This is a genomic window from Lysinibacillus zambalensis (genome assembly GCF_040183165.1).
GTDB lineage: Bacteria > Bacillota > Bacilli > Bacillales_A > Planococcaceae > Lysinibacillus > Lysinibacillus zambalensis.
Genome location: NZ_JBEGDG010000008.1, coordinates 50,486 through 68,051, shown reverse-complemented (window position 1 = coordinate 68,051; position 17,566 = coordinate 50,486). Strand labels below are relative to the sequence as shown.

Annotated in this window: 15 protein-coding genes, 1 other RNA gene and 1 other annotated feature; of the genes, 3 read left to right on the top strand and 13 right to left on the bottom strand. The window is 36.8% G+C overall.

Going from position 1 to position 17,566, the window contains the following annotated elements:
- Positions 1-21: 21 nt before the first annotated feature.
- The 5 genes from nagA to hisS form a co-directional block, all read right to left on the bottom strand.
- Positions 22-1,179: an N-acetylglucosamine-6-phosphate deacetylase gene (gene nagA / locus ABNX05_RS12375; RefSeq protein WP_349660031.1), complete on the bottom strand. Its 1,158-nt coding sequence runs from the start codon at positions 1,177-1,179 to the stop codon at positions 22-24.
- 264 nt (positions 1,180-1,443) lie between these two features.
- Complete coding sequence (locus ABNX05_RS12370; RefSeq protein WP_349660030.1) at positions 1,444-1,983, bottom strand: GrpB family protein; 540 nt, start codon at positions 1,981-1,983, stop codon at positions 1,444-1,446.
- Positions 1,984-2,089: 106 nt separating this feature from the next.
- A non-coding RNA gene (gene ssrS / locus ABNX05_RS12365) (6S RNA) lies at positions 2,090-2,289 on the bottom strand.
- Positions 2,290-2,428: 139 nt separating this feature from the next.
- Positions 2,429-4,198 (bottom strand): aspartate--tRNA ligase, encoded by a 1,770-nt coding sequence (aspS, locus tag ABNX05_RS12360; RefSeq protein ID WP_349660029.1) that lies wholly within the window; start codon positions 4,196-4,198, stop codon positions 2,429-2,431.
- A gap of 331 nt (positions 4,199-4,529) precedes the next feature.
- Positions 4,530-5,795 (bottom strand): histidine--tRNA ligase, encoded by a 1,266-nt coding sequence (hisS, locus tag ABNX05_RS12355; protein WP_349660028.1) that lies wholly within the window; start codon positions 5,793-5,795, stop codon positions 4,530-4,532.
- A gap of 116 nt (positions 5,796-5,911) precedes the next feature.
- Positions 5,912-6,153, bottom strand: a binding site (T-box leader).
- A 163-nt stretch (positions 6,154-6,316) separates the two neighbouring features.
- Between hisS and ABNX05_RS12350 the strand changes: the two genes are divergently transcribed.
- Positions 6,317-7,900, top strand: coding sequence for an N-acetylmuramoyl-L-alanine amidase family protein (locus ABNX05_RS12350; RefSeq protein WP_349660027.1), 1,584 nt, complete (start codon positions 6,317-6,319; stop codon positions 7,898-7,900).
- Between the two features lie 308 nt (positions 7,901-8,208).
- Here the strand turns inward: ABNX05_RS12350 and ABNX05_RS12345 are convergent, their stop codons facing one another.
- The 7 genes from ABNX05_RS12345 to ABNX05_RS12315 all read right to left on the bottom strand — a co-directional run bounded on the left by ABNX05_RS12345 (position 8,209) and on the right by ABNX05_RS12315 (position 15,641).
- Positions 8,209-8,427 carry a DUF2642 domain-containing protein gene (locus ABNX05_RS12345; protein WP_349660026.1) on the bottom strand — a complete coding sequence of 73 codons (219 nt, stop codon included), beginning with the start codon at positions 8,425-8,427 and terminating at the stop codon, positions 8,209-8,211.
- A 70-nt stretch (positions 8,428-8,497) separates the two neighbouring features.
- Positions 8,498-8,938: a D-aminoacyl-tRNA deacylase gene (dtd, locus tag ABNX05_RS12340; protein WP_079562820.1), complete on the bottom strand. Its 441-nt coding sequence runs from the start codon at positions 8,936-8,938 to the stop codon at positions 8,498-8,500.
- 100 nt (positions 8,939-9,038) lie between these two features.
- Positions 9,039-11,234 (bottom strand): RelA/SpoT family protein, encoded by a 2,196-nt coding sequence (locus ABNX05_RS12335; RefSeq protein ID WP_349660025.1) that lies wholly within the window; start codon positions 11,232-11,234, stop codon positions 9,039-9,041.
- A gap of 208 nt (positions 11,235-11,442) precedes the next feature.
- The gene (locus tag ABNX05_RS12330; protein WP_349660024.1) at positions 11,443-12,360 is read right to left on the bottom strand and encodes a pseudouridine-5'-phosphate glycosidase; all 918 of its coding nucleotides are present in this window, start codon (positions 12,358-12,360) and stop codon (positions 11,443-11,445) included.
- Between the two features lie 4 nt (positions 12,361-12,364).
- Positions 12,365-13,456, bottom strand: a complete 1,092-nt coding sequence (locus tag ABNX05_RS12325; RefSeq protein ID WP_349660023.1) for a carbohydrate kinase — start codon at positions 13,454-13,456, stop codon at positions 12,365-12,367.
- Positions 13,457-13,751: 295 nt separating this feature from the next.
- Positions 13,752-14,147 carry a M23 family metallopeptidase gene (locus ABNX05_RS12320; RefSeq protein WP_349660022.1) on the bottom strand — a complete coding sequence of 132 codons (396 nt, stop codon included), beginning with the start codon at positions 14,145-14,147 and terminating at the stop codon, positions 13,752-13,754.
- A gap of 237 nt (positions 14,148-14,384) precedes the next feature.
- Positions 14,385-15,641, bottom strand: a complete 1,257-nt coding sequence (locus ABNX05_RS12315; protein ID WP_349660021.1) for an MFS transporter — start codon at positions 15,639-15,641, stop codon at positions 14,385-14,387.
- 245 nt (positions 15,642-15,886) lie between these two features.
- Between ABNX05_RS12315 and ABNX05_RS12310 the strand changes: the two genes are divergently transcribed.
- Entirely contained in the window at positions 15,887-16,333 is a 447-nt protein-coding gene (locus ABNX05_RS12310; protein WP_349660020.1) for a MarR family winged helix-turn-helix transcriptional regulator, read from the top strand.
- 145 nt (positions 16,334-16,478) lie between these two features.
- On the opposite strand, the gene ABNX05_RS12305 is transcribed toward ABNX05_RS12310, so the two are convergent.
- Entirely contained in the window at positions 16,479-16,685 is a 207-nt protein-coding gene (locus ABNX05_RS12305) for a transcription initiation factor TFIIIB (protein ID WP_142509673.1), read from the bottom strand.
- A gap of 335 nt (positions 16,686-17,020) precedes the next feature.
- Here ABNX05_RS12305 and ABNX05_RS12300 point away from each other — a divergent pair, with 335 nt between their 5' ends.
- The gene (locus ABNX05_RS12300) at positions 17,021-17,467 is read left to right on the top strand and encodes a helix-turn-helix domain-containing protein (RefSeq protein ID WP_349660019.1); all 447 of its coding nucleotides are present in this window, start codon (positions 17,021-17,023) and stop codon (positions 17,465-17,467) included.
- The last annotated feature ends 99 nt before the right edge of the window (positions 17,468-17,566 follow it).

Genomic DNA, 17,566 nt, shown 5'->3' with positions numbered 1-17,566 from the left:
ATCCTTATCGCCTCTTTACTTTCATTTCTCAAATACAACTTTACCCCGACAAATAGTTTTTTGTACATTTAAATTTTCATCTAGTAATACAAAATCTGCATCATAGCCTTCTGCAATACGACCTTTCGTTGCAAGTTGTAATTGCTTAGTAGCATTCGTAGAGGACATTGCGACAATTTCCTGCAATGAGCAATTGGTGATTGCTTTCATATTTTTTACCGCTTGTTCCATCGTTAGTACACTACCAGCCAAAGCCCCATTAGATAAATAGGCGCCATCCTTAGAAACATGAACGGTTTGACCACCTAAATCATAATCACCGTGATGTAAACCTTTTGCCCGTATCGCATCGGTAATTAAGATAATACCCTTCGCGCCTTTTATACGATACGCTAGCTTAATAGCTTGAGGATGACTATGCACGAAATCTGCAATAATTTCTGTCTTTACTAGATCATTTAAAAGCACTGCACCAACGACACCTGGATTGCGATGATGGAAAGGGCGCATTTGGTTATATAAATGTGTAGCTTGCCTTACTCCCAATACTACTGCCCGATCCACCTCTTCCATGGAAGCGTCAGAATGGCCAATCGAAGCGATAACATTTAAATCCTCTAACGATTCAATAAATGGAAAGCCTCCTTCTACCTCAGGGGCAAAGGTAACTTGTTTAATGCGTTGCTTACTTACTTTATGCCAGTATGCAAATTGCTTCGTAGACGGTAAAATAATATATTCTATTGGTTGTGCGCCTGCCCGTTTTTTCGATATATACGGTCCCTCTACATGTATACCTAATAAGCTTGCCTCATCCTCATTATTTTCAAATTGACCAACATTCGCTAAAGCGCTTTCAATTGCTTCTTTAGATTGCGTCATTGTAGTAGCAAGGAAGCCTGTCACGCCTTCCTGAACTAAAGAGCGTGCCATTTGATGCAGTGCAAATTGCGTAGCATCCATCACGTCATGCCCGGCAGAGCCATGTATGTGCATATCAATATAGCCGGGTAACAGGAACCAATTATTATCTTTGCCATCTATATACCGCTCAGCCTTATCAGATAAATTATGATTTATTTTAATAATCTTACCATCATTAACGTGAATGTCTCCTTTAAACGGCGCTTCATCATGATTGACGATCGTAACATTTGAAATTAAAAGTGTATTCTTCAATAGATCACCCCCTAGCGTTTTTTTGAGGAGCTTGACTGAAGCTACAGGCAACTTCTTTATTCGGTATAGTTGTCTATACCAATTATATGATGCTTTCCTAAAAATAAAAAGTGATTTTTTAATATTTTCTAAATTTTTAATCTAAATCATTATAGCGTGGGGTTGATTTCCGTTCCAGCTGAGGGCGTCCGATGTGCCCCGAGGAGTCGCCCAGCCGCAACGAAGATCAACTTATACACAAAGCATAATGTTTTTTTATAAGTATCATTCAATTTTTCTTTCATTAATTGAACAAATCGATTGTACAAATTGCTCTTTATACGATGTATATTCATCTATTCCTTGTAAATTGCTGTTAAGGAAATTTAATTTTAACTTTTCATACTGTCTTTTAATTGATTCATTTTCATTTAAATAATCTCTAAAAAACAATAAATCACACCATTTTTCTCCTTCATAATTTACTAAGTGTACAAAATGTGTTTTGATTTCGAATGTATCGTCTGTAAATTTTGCAAATACAATTTCTGCCGGTCTTTCTACACGCAGTCTATAAAAACCAGCTTTTTTCATTGCTTTTAAAAATGAATCTGAAATAGTATCAATATCATCAACGCCCATTACAATATCAATGGCTGGCTTTGCCTGAATTCCCTCAATCGATGTACTACCAATATGTTGAATACGATCAAAATGGATATTTGTATGTTTGATAATCTCGGAACGAGCTCGCATAAATTCATTTTTCCATTCACTATCATATGGTACGATTTTTACTTCATTCTTTTTTAAGCCAAGGATCATCGCCAGTACTCCTCTAAATTTTTTTGTTCTGCTTCTAATTGTTTTTTGAATAACACTAAAAAAGGAGCTATTTAAATGCTCCTTTTTTGCTTAATAACTATGTATGACGAATCCCGATTGTGCCGTTATGCCAAGAAACATTCGTTTTGAACCCGCATTTCGCAGGGGGGTGCCCGCTTTGTAGCTTTAAACGTCCCGCTCCGCATGGGGCTTGTTTGCGACTACAAAATGAAGGCTCCCGATTCTATAGTGTTCGGTCAAAACTGTTAAGTAGAGCTAGCAATTAGACAAACACATCAGGATTCGTATTACAGTTATAATAACACTATATTTCTGATAATTCAAACTATTTTCTTTTAAAAAATCTGTATTCTTGCGAAAACGCAAAAAATACCTAGATTCCCAACAAATTTTGCTAGGGAATCTAGGTATTTAGAAGTACAAATTATTTTCTGAATGGTTTGATGGCTAAGCTTAACTCGCTCAATTGATCAGGAGACACTTCACTAGGTGCGTTTGTCATTAAGCAGCTAGCACTTGCTGTTTTCGGGAATGCAATTGTGTCACGTAAGTTAGTACGGCCAGCAAGTAGCATTACGAAGCGGTCAAGACCAAATGCAAGACCTCCATGTGGTGGTACACCATATTCAAATGCTTCTAATAAGTAGCCAAATTGGGCTCTTGCTTCTTCTTCTGTAAAACCAAGTAAATTAAACATTTTTTCTTGTAATTCACGCTCATAAATACGCAATGAACCTCCACCAAGCTCATAACCGTTTAATACGATATCGTATGCTTGTGCGCGGACTGCAGAAGGATCTGTTTCCATTAATTGAATATCTTCGTCAAATGGACGTGTGAATGGATGGTGTGCTGCTTTATAGCGACCATCTTCTTCAGAGTACTCTAATAATGGCCAATCTGTAATCCATAGGAACGCAAATTGTGATTCATCTATTAAGTCTAATTCTTGACCTAATTTCGTACGAAGGGCACCTAATGAAGCTGCTACAACAGACGCTTGATCAGCTACAAATACTAAAATATCGCCCACTTCCGCTTTCATACGTTCGATTAAAGCAGCTGCTAATGCATCGTCAAAGAATTTTGCAATCGGTCCGTTTAAGCCTTCTTCAGTTACTTTTAACCAAGCAAGACCTTTTGCTCCGTAAATACCAACAAATTTTGTTAGCTCGTCCATGTCTTTACGAGAGTATTTATCTGCTGCACCTTTAATGTTAATACTCTTTACTTGTTTGCCTTGTGCCACTGTATCAGCAAATACTTTGAAATCACAGCCATCAAAAATGTCATTTAAATCAACAAGCTCTAAACCAAAACGTACGTCTGGTTTATCAGAACCGTAACGATCCATTGCTTCTTGATATTTCATTCGTTGGAATGGAGCAGGGATATCAATTCCTTTTACTTCTTTCATAACTGCTTGGATTAAGCGTTCGTTCATTTCAATAATTTCTTCTTGCGTTAAAAAGCTTGTTTCAATGTCAACTTGTGTAAACTCTGGTTGACGGTCAGCACGTAAGTCTTCATCACGGAAGCAACGTGCGATTTGGAAGTATTTTTCAAAACCTGATACCATTAATAATTGCTTAAATAGCTGTGGTGATTGTGGTAATGCATAAAATTCACCTTCATGAACACGTGATGGTACTAAATAGTCACGAGCCCCCTCTGGAGATGATTTTGTTAAAATTGGTGTTTCTACTTCTAAGAAGCCTTCGTTTTGTAAGAAGTTTCGAATTGTACGCGTAACGTCAGAACGCATTTTGAATGTATCAAACATAACCGGACGACGTAGGTCAAGATAACGATATTTTAAACGTAAATCTTCGGATACGTCTGTGCGATCTTCAATTTGGAATGGTGTTGTTTTTGCTGTATTAATGACGATTAATTTTGTTGCTTCAACTTCAATCTTACCATTCGGTACATTTGGGTTGATTTGGTCTTCTGAACGAAGGATTACTGTTCCTTCTACTTCAATTACATATTCACTACGTACTTTATCAGCTAAAGCATGTGCTTCTGCTACATCAGGGCTAAACACTACCTGTGTGATTCCAGTACGGTCACGTAAATCAATGAAAATTAAACCACCTAGGTCACGACGACGTTGTACCCAACCTTTTAATACGACTTTTTCACCTTGTAATACTTCTGAAAGCTCGTTACTAGCATGCGTTCTTGTTGCCATTTATTTAATTCCTCCAAAATTTATTTGCTCATCACCATTACTTAAAGTTGATTTCCGTTCAGACTGGCGCTTTACTGGGGCGTCCAGTTTCAACTTACCCACTTGACATATGTTTTTACAATATGTCATCCCTAACTTTTGATGATGGACCGTTTATTTTAAATATGTAGCATACACTTCCTACTAAGTAGAGAATTAATGCCATGGAAAATTAGCTATCCGTTCATTGTTAAATGAATTAACTGTCCAAAACGACGTAGATATTTGAATCATTTGGACCGTTAATCCTGTAATGATAAAAACGATTTATGTTTTAACAGTTTGTGTTCGTTTATTGTTTTAAAAGGTAATTCACTAATTCTGAGAACGCTACTTTTTGTTGTTCTCCTGATTCCATATGCTTAACAGTAGCTACTTGCTCTTCAAGCTCTGTTTCACCTAAAACAATCGTATATTTTGCACCTAAACGGTCTGCAGATTTCATTTGAGCTTTCATTTTACGATCTAAATAATCCATCTCAGCAGAAATGCCCTTTGCACGGAAGGTACTTGTTAATTCTACTGTTTTTAGCTTCGCATCTTCGCCCATAGCGATCATATAGACATCAAGTCCTGATGCTGTGTCTAATTCAACACCTTCAGCTTCAAGTGCTAGCAACAAGCGTTCAATACTTAATGCGAACCCGATACCTGGTACATCTGGTCCACCAATTTCTTGTACAAGGCCATTGTAGCGCCCACCACCACAAAGTGTAGTAATCGCTCCAAAGCCAGCAGCCGTTGACATAATTTCAAAAGTCGTATGATTGTAATAATCAAGACCTCTTACAAGGTTTGGATCAACCTCATATGAAATTCCCAACGTATCTAAATACGTTTTAACTTGTGCGAAATATGCTGCTGATTCTTCTGTTAGGAAATCAGTTAATGCTGGTGCAGATTTCATTAATGGGTGCTCACGGTCTACCTTACAGTCCAAAATTCGTAGTGGATTTTTTTGCAAACGATTTTGGCAATCCGAACAAAACTCTTGAATTTGTGGTTCGAAGTGTTGTAGCAGTGCTGTACGGTGTGAATCACGTGTTTCTTTGTCGCCAAGTGAATTAATGACTAATTTTAAATCTTTTAAACCAGCTGAACCATAGACATCCATTGCTAGCGCGATTACTTCCGCATCGATAGCTGGATCCGCTGAGCCAATGGCTTCTACTCCAAATTGAACAAATTGACGGTAGCGCCCTGCTTGTTGACGTTCATAGCGGAACATAGGTCCTAAATATGAAAGCTTTACTGGTTGATCAGGTGCACCAAACATTTTATGCTCAACATAAGAACGAACTACTCCAGCTGTATTTTCCGGACGTAATGTTAACGAACGGCCACCGCGATCTTCAAATGTATACATTTCCTTTTGAACAACATCTGTTGTTTCACCGACACCACGTGCAAATAAATCTGTTTGTTCAAAAATTGGTGTACGAATTTCGTTGTAACGATAGACACGGCAAATATCACGGATAACCGCTTCTACCTTCTGCCATTTTTCAGATTGACCTGGCAAAATATCTTGCGTCCCTCGTGGAACTTTAAAACTCATAGAAATACCTCCTTTGTAAATTGCTTATGAGCAAGCTGTCTTCTGGACTTTTATCATTTTAAGTATGAAATCCTTAAAATTTTTCCAATAAAAAAGCCCTCGCCACCTTGCGTAATGCAAGGGACGAGAGCTGTACAAGCTTCCGCGGTTCCACCCTAGTTGACGCATCAAATACATGCGTCCTCCTCCTGATCGGATAACGGCCGATTCCGTTTTTTCCTACTAAGCATTACTTTTCAGAAAAAAGCCTCTCAAGTGTTATTCACGTTATACGTTTTTGTAGGAAAGATTTCAGCCTAGGTCTTTCCCTCTCTTCTCCAATAGAGGTATGCGCTACTTGCTTGGTCATAAGCGGTTAATCATTTTTTGATTACCCTTTATGTTAGTCACTACAAAAGGCAATGTCAACTGTTTTTGTTTTTTTTACATTACATTCGTTAAAATAACAAATTCCGTTACCTTTTTCCCACGAATTCTATTACAAAAGCATGGTAAAATAGAACAAGAATAGGAGGAATCTGATGAGGACAAAACTTTTACATATTCTAATCATCTTCGTACTAGTGCTAACGTTTGCATTTCCAAGTCACTCTGTTCAAAGAGCACTAGCCGACTCCAGTGATTTAAAAGTAACTGGAACGATTCTTCATTTACGTGAGGGACCTGGACTGTCTTATCCAATTATTACGACATTAGATGAGGGTGACCCATTAACCTCTATTAGTCGTGAGGGCGATTGGATACAAGTAAAAGCAGGCAAGTACGAAGGTTGGGTAGCATCCTGGCTAACCGCTTCGATAGACGATAAGCAAGTGGCTAATCAAACGTTGATTTCACAAGTCGATCGTCTAAATATCCGTACTGAGCCTGACATATCTTCAGCAGTTCTTGGACAATTATCAACAGGCGACCAAGCTAACCTTATTGAAAAAAATGGCGAATGGGCGAAAATAGATTGGAACGGGCTAGTTGGTTGGGTATCCACTGATTATGTGACAATCAATGATCTACCTGAAAAAAAGGTAAAAGCTGAAGCTGACGAACCTAAAGTTGAAGTATCCACAAAAAAAGTCAACAAAGATACAACATTTACAGTTTTAGTGGATGCTCTTAATGTGCGCCAAAAGCCAGACTTAAATGCTAGCAAAATAGGAACTGTTTCAAATGGCCAAGCCTTTAAGGTGCTAGCTCAAGAACATAACTGGGTACAAATTCAATATAACAATAAAAAAACAGGCTGGGTTTATAGCTTTTATGGTACTTTTTCAAATATAAAAAGTAAGGCATCAAAATCTTCGTCTGCTTCCTCAGAGCTTGAATCTGTCACAATCATTTATAATGGGACAAACTTACGGACAGATGCATCAACAGTTGCTGATGTTGTTGAACGCGTAGACGCTGGTGAAACCTACCCTATTATTGGCGCTAAAAATGATTTTTATGAAATACAAATAGATGACAAAACTGCTTTTGTAGCGAATTGGGTCGTTACGACTTCTTCGTCGAGCAAAGCTGCTACTCCTACAAAAAAGGAAAAATCGAAACCACGCAAGAAAGGTACTTTAAATGGGTTAACGATTATTGTAGATGCTGGACATGGTGGGAATGATCACGGTACTACGGGACAACGTGGAACCGACGAAAAAGAAATTACGTTGAAAACTGCATCTCTTCTTGCTTCAAAGTTAAGTGCTGCTGGAGCAAATGTTGTCATGACAAGAGAATCAGATGAATATGTCGACCTCCGCAAACGCGTATCAATTGCACACCAATATGAGGCTGATGCTTTTATCAGTATACATTATGACGCAACTGACGATAGCTCCATTAATGGTTTCACCTCATATTATATGAATAGTAATCAACAAGGTCTTGCAGAGGCAATAAATAATGGACTCTCAAATAAAATCGATTTAAAAAATCGTGGTACCCAACAAGGAAATTATTTAGTTCTACGAGAAAATCGTCAAAAAGCTGTCCTTATTGAGCTGGGCTACTTAAGTAATGGTAGTGAGGAACGTGTTATTACAACCGCTAAATACCGGGAACAAGCTACTCTCGGCATCTACCAAGGCGTTTTAGATTACTTTAACGAACATCAATAAAGTGAAACTTGAATTATTGGGACTGCATAACGTATCGCTTTCGGTACGACTAAATTACTGTCCGTTTGGCAATATAAATAAGCTGCAAAGGAACCTAGAGTTATCATTCCTTTGCAGCTTATTTTTGATTTTCAAACAAGTTTTCTTTTTAGAAATGTAAATACGCTGATGGAACTGAAGTCGACTAAAAATACGGTGTTTTGGCACTGTATTGTAAATGAATACCGACATTCATTAACTATTAGTTACACACTAAAATAAAAAGGGACTCCAACTCATATTTTCTGAGTATAGAGACCTTACTGCGCTTATTTTTTCCTCTTTGCCAACGTAACCCACACAATTTCCTTCATACGAATGAACAACGGAGTACGACTAATCTCTACAACGATATTGTCAGGCAATACAGAGATTAATTTTCCTTGATGGATATTTTTCTCTGTTTGCACTACTATTGCCTGACCAATCATCATATTTAGCGTTTCGTATAAATATGGATTTGATATGCGTTCTCCCTGAGTCACCATTAACACACTTCCCTCCTACAAAACTAACCATACTATTAAATGTATGAAGGAATTATAGGAAATGTACCATTTATTTAGACTCAAGAAGTATCGTAATTGGGCCATCATTTGTAAGTGCAACGTCCATCATTGCACCAAATATTCCCGTTTCCACATGTAAACCGTGTTCGCGTAAGGCATTATTAAAAGCCTCCCATAACGGTTCCGCAACTTCTGGTCTTGCTGCATTTGTAAAACTTGGACGATTCCCCTTTTTTGCATCCCCATACAATGTAAATTGCGAGACGGATAAAATAGCCCCTCCATGCTCTAAAATAGAATGATTCATTTTTCCATCAATATCTTCCCATAGGCGGAGGTTAGCTACTTTTTTTGCTAAATATTCAACATTTTCTTGCGTGTCCTCGTGTGTAATGCCCACTAGAAGAACATAGCCGCTATCAATAGCTCCCGTTACTTTTCCGTCAACCGTAACAGAGGCTGCTTTACTACGTTGTAAAACTACTTTCATTTTTTAAAACCTCAATTCCTCATTATATGCACCAGAAGTATCATTTTCGGTACATAACAAAGTTGCTACTGCCCAACTATTCATTTAATAAAGAAATCAATTAGTTAATAACCCGTTGTACTGAATATATATCAGGTGTTTGCTTAATACGTTCCACTACTTTATGCAAATGCGAAATATTTGAAATCGAAATCGTTAAATGAATCGTTGCCATTTTATCGCGATCTGCACGACCACTTACTGCTAAAATATTCGTTTTCGTTTCGCTAACAATTTGCATGATTTCATTTAAAATGCCTGGTCGATCGAAAGCTGAAACTTCAATATCAACAGGGTATTCTTTTCTCTCTGGAGTAAGTCCGTGTTCCCACTCTACTTCTATTAAACGCTCCTGCTCATCTTCTACTTGGATATTTGGGCAGTCTGCACGGTGTACTGAAACACCTCTTCCTTTTGTAATGAAGCCTACAATTTCATCTCCAGGAACTGGCGTACAACAACGAGAAAGTCGAATAAGCATATTGTCAATATCTTTTACGATAACGCCCGATTCCGTCCGTTTTTGAGGAATAGGGTTTTTCATTTTTTGTTCAATTTTCTCAAGAGCTTCTTCTTGTTCACGCTCTTTGCGGCGCTTTTCCGCTAGACGATTAGCAACTTGCTGAGCTGTAATTCCATTCATGCCAACAGCAGCATATAAATCTTCTTCATTTGTATAGTTAAATTTTTCGCATACACGCTTCAAATTTTCCGCCGACATTGTTTCTTTCACGTCAAAATCTTGTGCACGGATTTCCTTTTCTATCATCTCTTTGCCCTTGATGATATTTTCTTCACGAAGATGACGTTTGAAAAACTGCTTTATTTTATTTTTGGCCTGTGAGGATTGGGCTATTTTCAGCCAATCACGGCTCGGACCAAATGATTGCTTTGAAGTTAAAATTTCAATAATATCTCCCGTTTTTAACGGTGTGTCAAGTGGCACCATTTTACCATTAATTTTCGCGCCAATTGTACGATTTCCGACTTCTGAATGCACACGATATGCGAAGTCGATAGGTACAGAGCCTGCCGGTAATTCAATGACATCTCCTTCAGGTGTGAAGACATAGACCATATCAGAGAATAAATCAAATTTTAAAGATTCCATAAATTCTTCAGCATTCGATGATTCGTTTTGGAATTCTAAAATTTCTCGGAACCATGTTAATTTTTGGTCGACATTTTGTTTTTCATTATCAACTTTTTTACCTTCTTTATATGCCCAATGCGCCGCAATACCGTACTCTGCAATTTTATGCATTTCCTTCGTACGAATCTGTACTTCTAATGGATCACCATAAGGTCCAATTACTGTCGTATGCAGTGATTGGTATAGGTTTTGCTTTGGCATCGCAATATAATCTTTAAAACGGCCAGGCATCGGCTTCCATAATGTATGCACAATCCCAAGTACGGCATAGCAATCTTTAATACTATCGACAAGTACACGAATGGCTAATAAATCATAAATCTCGTTGAATTGTTTCTTTTGTAACACCATTTTACGATAAATACTGTAAATATGTTTTGGGCGACCATAAATATCCGCTTCAATTTCAACCTCTGTAAGTTGTGACTTCATTTCAGTCATGACATTGTCTAAATATGCTTCACGCTCATCACGTTTTTTCTTCATAAGACTGACAATGCGATAATATTGTTGGGGGTTTAAATAACGAAGTGCTGTATCCTCAAGCTCCCATTTAACAGTCGAAATCCCAAGACGATGCGCAAGTGGTGCAAAAATTTCAAGTGTTTCTTTAGAAATACGGCGTTGTTTTTCTGCAGGTAAATGCTTTAATGTGCGCATATTATGTAGACGGTCTGCCAGTTTAATTAAAATGACACGAATATCCTGCGCCATCGCTACAAACATTTTTCTATGATTTTCTGCTTGTTGCGCTTCTTTAGATAAATATTTAATTTTCCCAAGCTTTGTTACACCGTCTACAAGTATTGCAACCTCTTCGCCGAATTCGCGAACTAAGTCGTCGCGCGTAAAATCCGTATCCTCGACAACATCATGTAAAAAACCAGCCGCAACTGTTTCTGGATCCATTTGTAATTCAGCTAAAATACCAGCTACTTGCACTGGGTGAATAATATACGGTTCACCTGAGCTTCGGAATTGCTCAATATGGGCATCCCTTGCTAATTCATATGCTTTTTTCACGAATGCGACATTTTCTACATTCATGTAGGATTTGACTAACTCAAAAACGTCCTCGGGAGTCAAAATTTGCTCTTTCGCCATAACATGTCCACCTTGCTCGTCAAATTTTTCAGATTAGATATAAACTTAATTGTATAAAATTTAATGGGCTATTGTAAAGTAACTGTGTCATTTTGTTTAGTTATTCTCGTGAACAATGTGAAAATTGGAAAAATATACCCTAAAATGAATAAAAAGACCCTTTGCGAATTTTATATTTCGCAAAGAGTCTCTTTTTCTGTACAAAAGTTTATGAGTTTAATTTATTATACGCTACAGCAATTTTCGATCCAACTACTGCATTATTTTTTACTAATGCAATGTTAGCATCAAGGCTTTTACCTTCTGTTAATTCTTTAACTTTTCCAAGTAAGAATGGTGTCACGTTTTTACCTTGAATTCCGTTTTCTTCCGCTTCTACTAGAGCTTTTTCAATGATTTCTGTAATGAATGAGTGCTCAAGCGCTTCAGACTCAGGAATTGGATTAGCAATGACTGCTCCTCCTTTTAAGCCTAATTGCCATTTTGCACGTAGCATTTCTGCCACTTCTTCTGGCGTATCAATCTTGAAGTTTACATCAAATCCGCTTTGACGTGTGTAGAATGCTGGCAGTTCATCAGTACCGTATCCAACGACTGGCACACCTTTTGTTTCAAGGTATTCTAAAGTTAAACCAATATCTAAAATGGACTTAGCACCCGCACAAATTACAGCAACATTTGTTTGTGCTAACTCTTCTAAGTCTGCTGAAATATCCATTGTTGTTTCAGCACCACGGTGTACGCCACCGATGCCGCCAGTTACAAAAATTTCGATATCAGCTAGCTCCGCACAAATCATTGTTGCAGCTACAGTTGTCGCTCCTAATTTTTTTGTTGCTAAAAGATAGCCTAAGTCACGACGAGATGCTTTTGCTACACCTTGTGAATTACCGAACATTTCAAGTTCTTCATCTGATAAACCGATTTTGATTTTCCCATCAATTAATGCAATAGTTGCAGGTACTGCACCATTATCACGAATAATTTGTTCTACTTCCCGTGCAGTTTTTACATTTTGTGGATATGGCATTCCGTGAGAAATAATTGTTGATTCTAATGCTACGATTGGTAAACCTTTCGCTTGTCCTTCTTTTACTTCTTCTGATAATACGATGAATTCTTTCATGTTGTTATTCCTCCATTTCACTGTTTAACAAATCAACTGATAGCTCAGGTCTTACGGTATATGGCGATGCGAGTGTATTTTTGGCATTTGTTAAGCCTGCATCAATACATGTTGCAAAGGATTTGCCAGTAAGCCAGCTATGGATTACTGCACTGACAAAGGCATCTCCTGCACCTGTCACATCTTCAATTTTTTCTATAGCTTTAGCTGCAAAATGACTTGGCTTCGTTGTAGTGGCAGCTGCATACACACCCTTACTACCAGCTGTAATAATGACATGCTCAGCACCTAATGTAAGAAGTTGCTGTAAAGCCTTTTCGTAGTGTGCAGAGTTTTCGATTTTATGACCTACAATCGTCTCTGCTTCATCTGTGTTGCAAATAAACCATGTTACACCTTGCAACGTATCCGGTAATCGATTCATTTTTGGCGAAGATACCGGTACGATGACAAATGGAATGTCACGAGCAATCGCAACCTGCTGTATGTAAGCCACTGTTTCCTTTGGACAGTTTAAGTCCATAATAAAGCAACCCGCATTCATTAGCATTGCCTCATGTTTTTTTAGCAAACTTGGCAATAAAAGATCATATACTTCCATGTTTGCTACCGCTAATGCTAGCTCGCCCTGCTCATCCATAACAGCAGTATAGGAACCCGTCGAAGCGTCAGGTAACTGCTCTACATAACGTAAATTCATAAATGGCTCTGACGCTTCTTGGATTACTTGCCAATCAGCATCTTTGCCAGCGGTAGTTAGCAATGTTACCTGATGATTTAATCTGCCTAAGTTTTCAGCAATGTTTCGTCCAACACCACCTACACTAAATGAAGAGCTAGCAGGATTGGACGTACCGAATTGGACATTCCCTTTGACATGAAACTTTCGGTCGAGATTGGCTCCACCGATACAAATAACTTCATTTTCCTCAGGCAAAATATATGCACGACCTACAATTTTCCCCTGCTTCGTTAAGCTCGACACTAAATTAGCAAGGACTGGTCGAGATAGTTTCATCTTATCTGCCATCTCTTGCTGAGCCATAAACGGATTCTGGCGAATTAAAGCAAGGACCGCCTGTTCTCTTTCATTCATAGCATCACCTTTTATTATATTTGTTTACATTATAAACTTTTGTTTGGATGTTGTCAAAAAAATTTTTCCATTTTAGATTTATACAAAAAAGTTAAAGCCTATTAAATTTCAACTAATGGTGAAGTTTAGTTGAATATGAGGTTTGTAACATTATTGGATTAGGGTGCAATAGAAAAGTTTGAAAGCTTAAATATAAGGAGTGTTAATGATGGGATTTTTCAGAATTCCCATCATGGAGTAACTATGATGAAGAAAAAAATATTGAAGTATATAGATAGCAAATTCCCTAACCTAACTAGTGAATTACGTCTAAGGTTTGAACTAGGTGAGCCATATAAAATATATCACTACTATCCATAAGTTGAACATGCAAATGCGGGGCAAAGGAGTTACCTGAATGACCCACTCTACCAATAACTTCACCTTTTTTTACACGCTGACCAACTAAAACTTGAATTGATCCTGTTTGAAGATGAACTAAACCAGCGTATACATTGTTAGTACATTCTATAATGATGTAGTTGCCAGCAACTGATTGAATGTCATCTTTCTTCGGGTCGAAATAATGAGCATTTTTATAAGCTTTTTGACATATCTGAAAGCAATTTCCGTTCTTTATAGCCATCCTCCGCTTGGACAATGACGCCGTCGCAAGGAGCATATACTTCTTGCCCCCAACAATAATAGTCATCTAAGTGAACCCCGAAAAGTAGATATTGCACCAGACTGACGCGATAGGCGGGCCAGCCCTTTCTTTCCCAATCCACTTGTAAAAAGTCATAAGCATATCTTGATCCTAATTTGTTTGTGCCGTGACTTGGAAAATCTCATATCCCTCCTCTTTCGATTATATTACTGTTTTATAATACATATACTTGTCTACTAAGTAATTGGATTCAACTTTTTAAATTGATTATTGATTTGATTATTAAGTATGTGCTTGATGAGGAGTTTGTTTTTTCACGATGATAACAAATAAACTTGCCAATGCACAGAACATCCCAGCAAGGAAAAAGGCCCAAGTATATGAATTGAAAAACTTATAGATTAGGCCTCCACCAAAAGCGGCAACTGCAGCTCCCGCTTGATGTGAAGCGAAAATCCACCCATAAATAATGCCACTTTTATTTGTACCAAAAATTTGTCTAGAAATACTGATCGTTGGAGGTACTGTGGCAATCCAATCTAATCCATAAAATATTGTAAAGATTGTCAGTAAAGTGAACGATCCTTTCATTAATGCATATGGGAGTAATAGCAGAGACACTCCTCTTAAAAGGTAATACCAAAACAATAACCATCGATTATCAAAACGGTCAGACAACCACCCTGATAAAGTAGTACCTACAAGATTGAACACTCCCATAAAAGAAAGAAAAGTTGCAGCGGTTACTAAAGGAACACCAAAACTAATACAATAAGAAACGAAATGAGTACCAACTAGCCCACTAGTTGAAAGTCCACAAATAAAAAAACTTCCCGCTAATAACCAAAATTCTTTCCTCTTTATAGCCTCAAATAAACCATTAAAAGCAATACTAATCGGATTTTTCTTATGATTCTCTTGTTGGATTTCAAGATTTTCTTCCATTCCATAAGGAAGAATTCCAATATCCTGTGGTGTATTTTTAATAAATATAGAAATAGTGATGAACATAACAAAACTTAGGATGAGAATTAGTCCAATCGCCCATCGCCAAGAATAATGTTCAATAATCATCGCCAATATAGGGAGAAGAATTAACTGCCCTGTTGCAGTACTCGCCGTTAAAATTCCTACTGCCAACCCTCTACTTTTCACAAACCAATTATTAGCTACATAAGGACTTAACACAGTTAAAAAAAGACTTGCTCCTAAGCCAATAATACCGCCCCATATAATGATTAACTGCCATGATTGTGTCATGAAAAGTGTAAGCAGCATGCCTATGAATAATGTAGCCATCGCACCTAGCATCATTTTCTTTAAACCGGTTATTTCTAGTAATGCCGCCATAAACGGGCCTGAAAATCCATATAAAAATAGACTCACTGCAAATGCTAAAGCAATTAAAGATCGATCCCAATTAAATTCTTTTTCAAAGGAGTCTACGAACACCCCTGATGATGACATAGTAATTCCTGCAACAATAATCGAGAAAAAGGTTATAATTAAAATAAACCAGCTATAATGAATACGCTTCATCTTAACACCTTCATTTCTTGAAAAATTTTAGATGTGCTTTTTAATAAGAAAGATATAATTATATTTACGGCCATTATGTATATGCATATATTTCTTGCGAGAATACCTTTTCAAAATGCATGTATATACATATATTTAATTTTAGGTTCGGCTTTAATTACCGTCAAGAAATATTTTCTAGCTTAACAAAATATATCAATAAGACTACTATAATATTGAACTCACTCAAAAAGGAGTACAGAGCAATGAAGAATATAGATTACACACAAATATGTGTATGTGCAAACCTTCGTAAAAAAACAAGAGTCGTGACACAATTGTATGATAAATTATTACAGCCCACTGGCTTAAAAATTACACAATATTCAATGCTAGCAAATATCGATCATCAACAATCAGTCTCCATTAGTCGACTTGGTGAAATTTTGCTGCTCGATCAAACAACCATTACACGCAATATTAACTTGTTAAAGCAAAATGGCTATGTAGATATAACGAAAGATCCGCAAGATGCTCGAACGAAGGTCATTACACTAACTGAAAAAGGGGGTGAAAAATTAAACGAGGCAGCTCCCATCTGGGAAGAAATTCAAGAAAAAATTATTAATGATATTGGCTTAGAGAAGTACGAGGATTTTTACGAAACATTGAAATCTATCCAAAAAATAATTCAATCTTATGATGAAGAATAAAGAAGACCTAAATGTTTTTTTAATTACCTTCGGCATAAAGAGGGGGTGATTTTCGTTCCGGCTGGGCTCTTATAAGGTAAGAATTCACCCCTAGCGTAATTCCCCCCTATATTATTCAACGAAGCACCCGTTACTTGAAGAACATCTAAAGTGTCCCCTTAAATTTCTCTGGTTTTTCTACATAACTTTCAATTATTAGTCCACATTCAGTACAAATAATATATTCAACATCATACCCAAAGCTTAACTTATTAGATGGATACATAACTGAATAACTACTATGTTGATGACCTTTTCCCAATTCTTTTCCACCACATTTAGGGCATTCTGTTACTTTCGTAGTATGTTTCATTTGTAAACCTCCACTTTGGTTTTATATAAATATTTTTACGATGTTTCTTATGTAATTATGAATGAACAATAATTTGCTTTCATCTTGAGCGAAATAACAAAAGAACTTTTATAATTAATAAAACCCTATAAAATACACTGACTAAACTGCCAATTTAGCAGTTTAAGGAAAGCCCATTAAATCCCTAATTTTTTAATAATTAATAGGTAAATGAAGGACTCTAAACAATAATAAACGCTATTTCCAAGGGGAAACTAATAGTTTACACCCTTGCAACGATGCGGTTCTTTAGTTTTTTAGTGCAAATAAATATACTGTGGATAGGAGTTGATCATATGTATTTTTCTTCAAAAATAAAAGAAGAACGTCTAAAGCATAATATGTCACAACAACAGCTTGGAGAAAAACTAAATATTAGTAGACAATCTATTTCCAAATGGGAACGTGGAGAAAGTTACCCTAGTATTGAATTGTTAATTAAGTTAAGTGACATATTTGATATTACTCTTGATGAATTAGTAAAGGAGGATAATTCTTTGAAAGAGAAACTCATAAAAGATAGCCAAAAATTAGTCTATCCACGGTGGAAATTGTTTTTTGATATTCTTCTAATAATTGGATTTTTAATCATACTGGCTAAGATATTCATTATAATAGGTAATAAGTTATTTGATTTAAACATTGTGTTCTTACAGGATTCTCTGTTATTTCAAATTGGACCGTTTTTTATGACTATCATTGGAGCAATTGGCAGCGAATCTCTAGCCAAAAAATACAAATAATCATTTTGGATTTAGAATTATACACTAATATAGGCAAGTCCCTTCAAACTTATCTGAAGGGACTTTTTTCAGTATATATCTTCTTCAACTAATCTCCAC